The sequence below is a fragment of the Archangium sp. genome, from assembly GCF_036389735.1.
Taxonomy (GTDB): domain Bacteria; phylum Myxococcota; class Myxococcia; order Myxococcales; family Myxococcaceae; genus Archangium.
The window spans coordinates 1-6,264 of the sequence record NZ_DASVWK010000767.1; the positions used below are offsets into that span (position 1 = coordinate 1).

Annotated in this window: 7 protein-coding genes; 5 read left to right on the forward strand and 2 right to left on the reverse strand. The window is 69.5% G+C overall.

Annotated features, from left to right (window positions below; genetic code table 11):
• The 5 genes from VF794_RS27155 to VF794_RS27175 all read left to right on the forward strand — a co-directional run.
• Positions 1 to 1,442, forward strand: a 1,442-nt coding sequence (locus VF794_RS27155; protein WP_331115315.1) for a type II secretion system protein GspL, incomplete at its 5' end; no start/stop codon positions are given.
• Positions 1,443 to 1,445: 3 nt separating this feature from the next.
• A complete protein-coding gene (gspM, locus tag VF794_RS27160) occupies positions 1,446 to 2,003 on the forward strand; it encodes a type II secretion system protein GspM (protein ID WP_331115317.1) in 558 nt (185 codons plus the stop codon).
• A 2-nt stretch (positions 2,004 to 2,005) separates the two neighbouring features.
• Entirely contained in the window at positions 2,006 to 2,986 is a 981-nt protein-coding gene (gene gspN, locus VF794_RS27165; protein ID WP_331115318.1) for a type II secretion system protein GspN, read from the forward strand.
• 132 nt (positions 2,987 to 3,118) lie between these two features.
• The gene (locus VF794_RS27170) at positions 3,119 to 4,750 is read left to right on the forward strand and encodes a sigma 54-interacting transcriptional regulator (protein ID WP_331115320.1); all 1,632 of its coding nucleotides are present in this window, start codon (positions 3,119 to 3,121) and stop codon (positions 4,748 to 4,750) included.
• Positions 4,751 to 4,825: 75 nt separating this feature from the next.
• On the forward strand, positions 4,826 to 5,335 hold the full coding sequence (locus tag VF794_RS27175) for a sigma-70 family RNA polymerase sigma factor (RefSeq protein ID WP_331115322.1): 510 nt from the start codon (positions 4,826 to 4,828) through the stop codon (positions 5,333 to 5,335).
• Here VF794_RS27175 and VF794_RS27180 read toward each other — a convergent pair whose 3' ends face one another.
• The gene (locus tag VF794_RS27180) at positions 5,336 to 6,004 is read right to left on the reverse strand and encodes a hypothetical protein (RefSeq protein ID WP_331115324.1); all 669 of its coding nucleotides are present in this window, start codon (positions 6,002 to 6,004) and stop codon (positions 5,336 to 5,338) included.
• A partial coding sequence (locus VF794_RS27185; protein ID WP_331115326.1) for a S46 family peptidase occupies positions 6,004 to 6,264 on the reverse strand: 261 nt, incomplete at its 5' end. The genes VF794_RS27180 and VF794_RS27185, both read right to left, overlap by 1 nt.

Below are 6,264 nucleotides of genomic sequence, written 5' to 3' on the forward strand. Positions count from 1 at the left end.
TGGCGCGCCCGGAGCTTCAGCAGGCCGATCAGGTGGTGGTGGCACTGCCTGGCCAGTCGCTGGCCACGCACCAGCTCGCCCTGCCCTTCTCCGACCCGAAGCGGATCGAGTCCACCATCGCCTTCGAGGTGGAGAGCCAGCTGCCGTTCGACTTGAGCGAGGCCGTCTTCGACTATCAGGTGGCCACGCAGGAGAAGGACAAGGGCAGCGAGCTGCTGGTGGGCGTGGTGCGCCGCGAGGAGCTGGCCACGTTGCTGGGCGTGCTCAACGAGCTGGGCGTGGACCCGCGCGTGGTGACGCACCCGGGCATCACCTACCAGAACCTGCTGCTCCAGCAGCCGGGCCTCTTCACGGGCATCGACGCGGAGGCGGTGGCCATCGTGGACATCGGCCACGAGCGCACGACGCTGGCCATCGGCCGGCTCGGGGTGGGCGTGGAGTTCTCGCGCACCTTCGCCGGCGGCGGGCTGAACCTCAGTCGCTCACTGGCCACCGAGTTCCAGACGCCGCTGCCCGAGGCGCACCACTGGAAGGAGTCGCATGGAGCGCTGGCGGGTGCCGCCCAGGCCCAGGGGCCGGATGGGGAGCGCGCCGCGGCCGCCTTCGTGCGTGGCCTCCAGCCGGTGCTGCGCGAGCTGCGCCCCTCCTTCAAGTCCTACGCCTCCCGCTCCCGCCGGCAGGTGGGCGCCGTGCTGCTGTGCGGTGGCACCGCGCGCATGCCGGGCCTCGCCGATCAGCTCTCGAAGGACCTCGGCATGCCCGTGCGCGTGCTGTCGCAGGCGCAGCCCGACTCGGCCGCCGCGGGTCCCGCCACGGTGCAGCCGGAGGCCATGCAGGCGTACGCGCTCGCGCTGCGCGGCCAGGCCTCGGGCCCCAAGGCACCGCGCTTCAACCTGCGCCGCGGAGAGTTCGCCTTCAAGGGCGACTACGACTACCTGAAGGACAAGGTGGGGCTGCTGGCCTCCTTCGCCGCCACCCTGCTCCTGCTGCTCATCGCCACCGGCGTGGTGCGCAACTCCGTGCTGGCGCGGCGCGAGGCCCAGGTGGACGCCGTGCTGTGCGACGTCACCCAGCGCATCCTCGGCTCGTGCGAGAAGAACTACGACCTGGCGCTCAACCGGCTCAAGGGCGTGGAGAGCCCCGCCGCGGCGCTGCCGCAGCTGTCCGCCGTCAACCTCCTGGCGGAGATGACGCAGCGGGTGCCGGCCGACGTGGCGGTGACGTTCGACCGCATCGACATCGACCTCGAGCGCATCACCGTGCGCGGCGAGACGGACAGCTCCAAGCAGATCGACACCATCTCCACCGCCCTCAAGGGCCACCGCTGCTTCAAGGAAGTGAAGGAGGGCAAGGTGGAGAAGACCCGCGAGGGCAACAAGGTGACGTTCCGCCTGGACATCCAGGTGCAGTGCCCCGAGCAGGCCCAGGCCGGGGAGGGCTAGGACATGGAACAGATTCGCGAACTTCTCAATAACGCACGCGCCGCTTTCGAGCGGCTGAGCACCCGGGAGCGCCAGATGGTGCTGGCCACCGGCGGCGCGGTGCTGGCCTTCGTGCTCTTCCTCATCCTCTTTTCCTTCTCCAACAGCGCCAACGCCTACCGCAAGCGCACGGACCAGAAGATGGCCAAGCTGCGCGAGGTGCAGACGCTCGCGGCCAGCTACCGGCAGGCCACCGAGGCGCGTCAGTCGGTGGAGCAGCAGCTCACCGCCAGCAACGTGCGGTTGATGAGCTACATCGAGGACAAGGCCACCCGCGCGGGGCTGACCGTGCCCAACATGACGCCCAAGAACGACGTGGGCATCGGCGATGGGCAGATCATCGAGAGCTCGGTGGAGCTGACGTTCACCGACGTGGACCTGCGCAAGCTGCACACCTTCCTCACCGACGTGGAGAGCGGACCGGGCCTGGTGAAGGTGAAGAACCTGCGCCTCGAGCCGCGCTCCTCCGCGGAAACCCTGACGGCCTGGACGACCGTCGCCACCTACAAGATGAAGCAATGACCATGGCCACCGAGACCAAGACCGCTCGCTGGAAGCTCGTCGTTGGCTACGGTGCGTTCTCGCTCGTGGCCTTCGTGCTGTGCCTCTTCCTCACCTTCCCGTACGACACGCTGCGCGGGCGCGCCGTGGACGCGGCGGCGGATGCCGGCTTCGCGCTGCGCATCGGCTCGCTGCGGCCGGGGCTGCGCGGGCTGACCGCCACCCAGGTGCGCTTGAGCAAGGTGCCCAACGGCGTGACGCCCGAGTTGCGCGGCATGCTCGCCAGCAACGCCGCCCTGCTGCCCGGGCCCGAGGAGCTCGGCGAGCCGCTGGCCATCGACGCGGCGGCGGTGCGCCCCTCGCTCTTCCCGCTGGGCGTGGCCTTCCACCTGGACATGCTGGGCGGCAACGTCGCCGGCAACGTGGGCGGGCTGAGCGACGTGCAGCTGTCGGTGAAGCTGGCGGACCTGGATCCCTCCAAGGGCAACCTCAAGGGCTTCAGCGGCGTGGATCTGGTGGGCAAGCTCAATGGCACGCTCAACGTCGCCATGCCGAAGACGCGCGGCCAGCCGGACTTGAGCCAGGCCAACGGGCAGCTCGTCCTGGACACCAAGGAGCTGATCATCCAGGGCGGCAACGTCATCGTCCCCATGTACGGCCAGCCCACGCCCTTCGACCTGCCGAGGATCGCCCTGGGCAACATCGACGCGCGCATCCGCATCGAGAAGGGCCTGGGCACCGTGGAGACGATGCAGGCCCGGAGCGAGGACCTGGAGATCCAGGGCTCGGGCACGGTGAAGTTCGGTCAGCGGCTGGACGTGAGCCAGCCGGACATGGATTTCAAGCTGCGCGCCGAGCCGGAGTTCGTGAAGCGGCTGGGCATCCTCGGCGCGGGCCTGACCATGCTGCCCGCGGACAAGGAGGACCCGAAGTTCCGCGTGGCCCACCTGGGCGGTTTCTTCAACCGTCCCAACTTCGGCCCCGCGCGCCCGCAGATGCGCTAGGCGCTCCCCGACCCGGGGAGTGCACTCTCCGGGTCGGGCAACGCGGCACTACCCGGGAAATTGGCTCCAGCGGTTGCGTGGCGGACATTCCACGGGGTAGGAGTGGGCCCGCCATCATCTGAGGAGGGCTCGATGCCGGAGCTGGTGTTCTTTCGTCGGGGCGAGGAAGTACTGCGGGTCGGTCTGGGACGCGAGCGCATGGTGCTCGGGCGCGGCGAGAAGAGCGACGTCGTCATCCCCGACCCCGAGGTGAGCCGCCAGCAGGTGGCTCTCTCCTTCGACGGCGAGCAGTGCACGCTGGAGGACCTCTCCGGGAAGGGCACGCTGGTCGCGGGCACCTCCACGCAGAAGGGCGTGCTGGCGGATGGCGCGGACATCGCGCTCGGTCAGTGGCGCGCCATCTTCCGGCTCCACGGCAGCAGTCAGTCCGAGGGCCCCACCGAGGTCGGCTCGCGCACCGAGCTCCAGCCCCGGGAGTCCGCCTCGCGCTGGCAGCCCGCCCAGGTGCGCGTGAAGCAGGGCTCCAACGAGACGATCCACAAGCTCGGCGCGGACAGCTTCACCGTGGGCAAGGACCCGGCCTGCGATCTCGTCATCCAGGATCCCTTCCTCTCCAGCCGGCACCTCAAGGTGACGCGGCGCGAGGGCCTCTTCCACGTGGTGGACACCAACTCCACCAACGGCACCTGGATGGGCTCCATGCGCGTCTTCGAGGTGGAGGTGGGCCTGCCCACCACGCTGCGCGTGGGTGAGACGGACCTCGTCCTCGAGCCCGTCACCCCGGCCCGCAAGGAGCTGTCCTTCCACGGCATCATCGGCGGAGATCCGTCCGTGCGGCAGCTCAACGAGCTCATCGAGCGCGTGGCCCCCTCCTCCGCCGCGGTGGCCATCCTCGGTGAGTCCGGCACCGGCAAGGAGCTGGTGGCCCGCGCCCTCCACGAGTGCTCGCAGCGCGCCGACCGGCCCTTCATCCCCGTCAACTGCGCCGCCATTTCCAAGGAGCTCATCGAGAGCGAGCTGTTCGGCCACGAGAAGGGCTCGTTCACCGGCGCCACCAACGCGCGCAAGGGCGCCTTCGAGGAGGCCGACGGCGGCACCCTCTTCCTCGACGAGATTGGCGAGCTGCCGTTGGACCTCCAGGCCAAGCTGCTGCGCGCGCTGGAGAGCGGGGAGATCAAGCGCGTGGGCGCCAGCCGTCCGTTCCAGGTGGATGTGCGCGTGGTGGCCGCGACCAACCGGGAGCTCCTGGCCCAGGCGCGCGACGGTCGCTTCCGCGAGGACCTGTACTACCGGCTGTGCGTCGTCCCCCTGCACCTGCCGCCCCTGCGCAACCGGCGCGGCGACATCCTCTCGCTGGCCGAGCACTTCCTGCGCATGTACTCGCCCCGGGGCCAGACGGTGAAGCTCGCCCCTGGCGCCGTGGAGCGGCTCCAGCAGCACGCCTGGCCGGGCAACATCCGCGAGCTGCGCAACGTGGTGCACCGCGCCCTGCTGCTGCGCAAGGGCACCGCCATCGAGGCCACGGACATCTCCTTCGACCAGGAGGTGAACCGCGAGACGGGTGTGGCCGTGCCCGAGCTGCTCCCGGGCATGACGCTGGAGCAGATGCTGCTGAAACTGGAGCGGCAGATCGTCGAGTCCGCCCTGCGCCGCTACAACAACAACCGCGAGCGCGTGGCCCGCGAGCTGGGCGTGGCCCGCTCCACCCTCTTCAAGCGCCTGAAGGAGTGGGGCCTCACGAAGCAGGAGGAGGAGGCGGAGTAGGGGTTAGATCCTTTTCGAGGCCCATGCGTTCCAGTCTCCAGACACCCGATGAGGGTGTTCAGGAGGCCTACAGCCATGGATGCCACGGTCGTCGCCCTTCCCCCTTTCGCCGAGCTGTACCGCCAGTACCGCACACGCGCCCTGGCCATCGCACGCCGCATCGTGGGCGACTCGGACGATGCGGAGGATGTGGTGCAGGACGTCTTCGCTCGGCTCGCCCAACGCCCCAGCGGCTTCGACGGCCGCTCGTCGTGCTCCACGTGGTTGCACCGTGTCATGGGGAACAGCAGCATCAACTGGCTGCGCGCCCGAAAGCGCCGGGAGCGGCTCCAGCACGAGCCCGAGGCCCCGGCCTCTCCGGAGAGCCACGCCCGGGGCACCGAATTGCAGCGCCACTTCGAGGAGGCCCTGCAGAAGGTGAGCGAGCAGCAGCGCCAGGTGCTGTGGCTGCGGGAGATGCGCGGCTACAGCTACCCGGAGATCGCCACCCTGCTGCACATCCCCGAGGGCACCGTGAAGAGTGCCCTGCACCGGGGCCGACAGCGGGCCCTGGCCGAGTTGGAGGAGCGCGGCCAGGAGCCGTAGTCACTCCTCCGTCTTGGAGCCCACGAAGAAGTCGTCCTTGTCGCGGAACATGAGGTTGAAGCTGGTGAGCGAGCCGTAGATGCGGGTGATGTAGCTCTGCATCTCCACCTTCTCGGCGTCCGAGAGCTTCGGGTGCGCGTTGAGCTTCTGCTCCATGACGCGCAGCTTGTCGCGCACCATGACGATCTTGTGGAAGAAGGCGTCGATGGGGATGTCCTTCCCCTGCACGTCCGCCTTGCCGGGCACCAGCTTGAGGGTGCCGCCCTCCCACTTGTTGGCCAGCGGCGGCGCCTCACCGCCCTCGCCGACCGCCTCCCGGATCAGCTCCATCAACTCCGCGCGCGTCATGTTCAGCTCCAGCCCTTCCAGGTCCACTGCTTCGTTCGGATCCCTCTCCCGCCGCCGCACCACGGGGGCCACGTTGCGCGCCGACCGCTCGCGCCGTGACGTCTCCTCCGCGAGCTTCGCCGCCACGCCCCGCGGAAAGAACTTGTTGCAGACGGGAGCCGAGGGCGGGAACAGCCCCCGCTCCGCCTGCAACCGGCAGACGCCCACCCAGCCCCGGTGATCCACCGAGTGCGCCGCCCACAGCTTGCAGTTGCCGCACACCTTCTCCGTCGGTGCGAAGACCGGCAGGGGCGGCGGGGTGTGTCCGGTGCCGTCCGCCATCAGCGGCGCTCCCCGGCCTTGGGCCCCTTGCGCACGCCCAGCTCGCGCAGCAGCCCGTCGGCGTCCTCGACCTGATCCAACAGCCAGAGCACGTAGCGCACGTCCACGTTGACGTTGCGCGCCACGTCCGGGTTGTAGCCGAAGTCGTTGGACACGTTCTCCCACACGCGGTCGAAGTTCACGCCCACCAGTTGGCCCTTGCCATTCACCGTGGGGCTGCCCGAGTTGCCGCCCGTGGTGTCCGCGTCCGCCAGGAAGTT

What these genes read in the sequence shown, in the direction of transcription:
- gspN (WP_331115318.1), top strand. Translation starts at nt 2,006, where the DNA reads ATGGCCACCGAGACCAAGACCGCTCGCTGGAAGCTCGTCGTTGGCTAC.
- gspM (WP_331115317.1), top strand. Translation starts at nt 1,446, where the DNA reads ATGGAACAGATTCGCGAACTTCTCAATAACGCACGCGCCGCTTTCGAG.
- VF794_RS27175 (WP_331115322.1), top strand. Translation starts at nt 4,826, where the DNA reads ATGGATGCCACGGTCGTCGCCCTTCCCCCTTTCGCCGAGCTGTACCGC.
- VF794_RS27180 (WP_331115324.1), bottom strand. Translation starts at nt 6,004, where the DNA reads ATGGCGGACGGCACCGGACACACCCCGCCGCCCCTGCCGGTCTTCGCA.
- VF794_RS27170 (WP_331115320.1), top strand. Translation starts at nt 3,119, where the DNA reads ATGCCGGAGCTGGTGTTCTTTCGTCGGGGCGAGGAAGTACTGCGGGTC.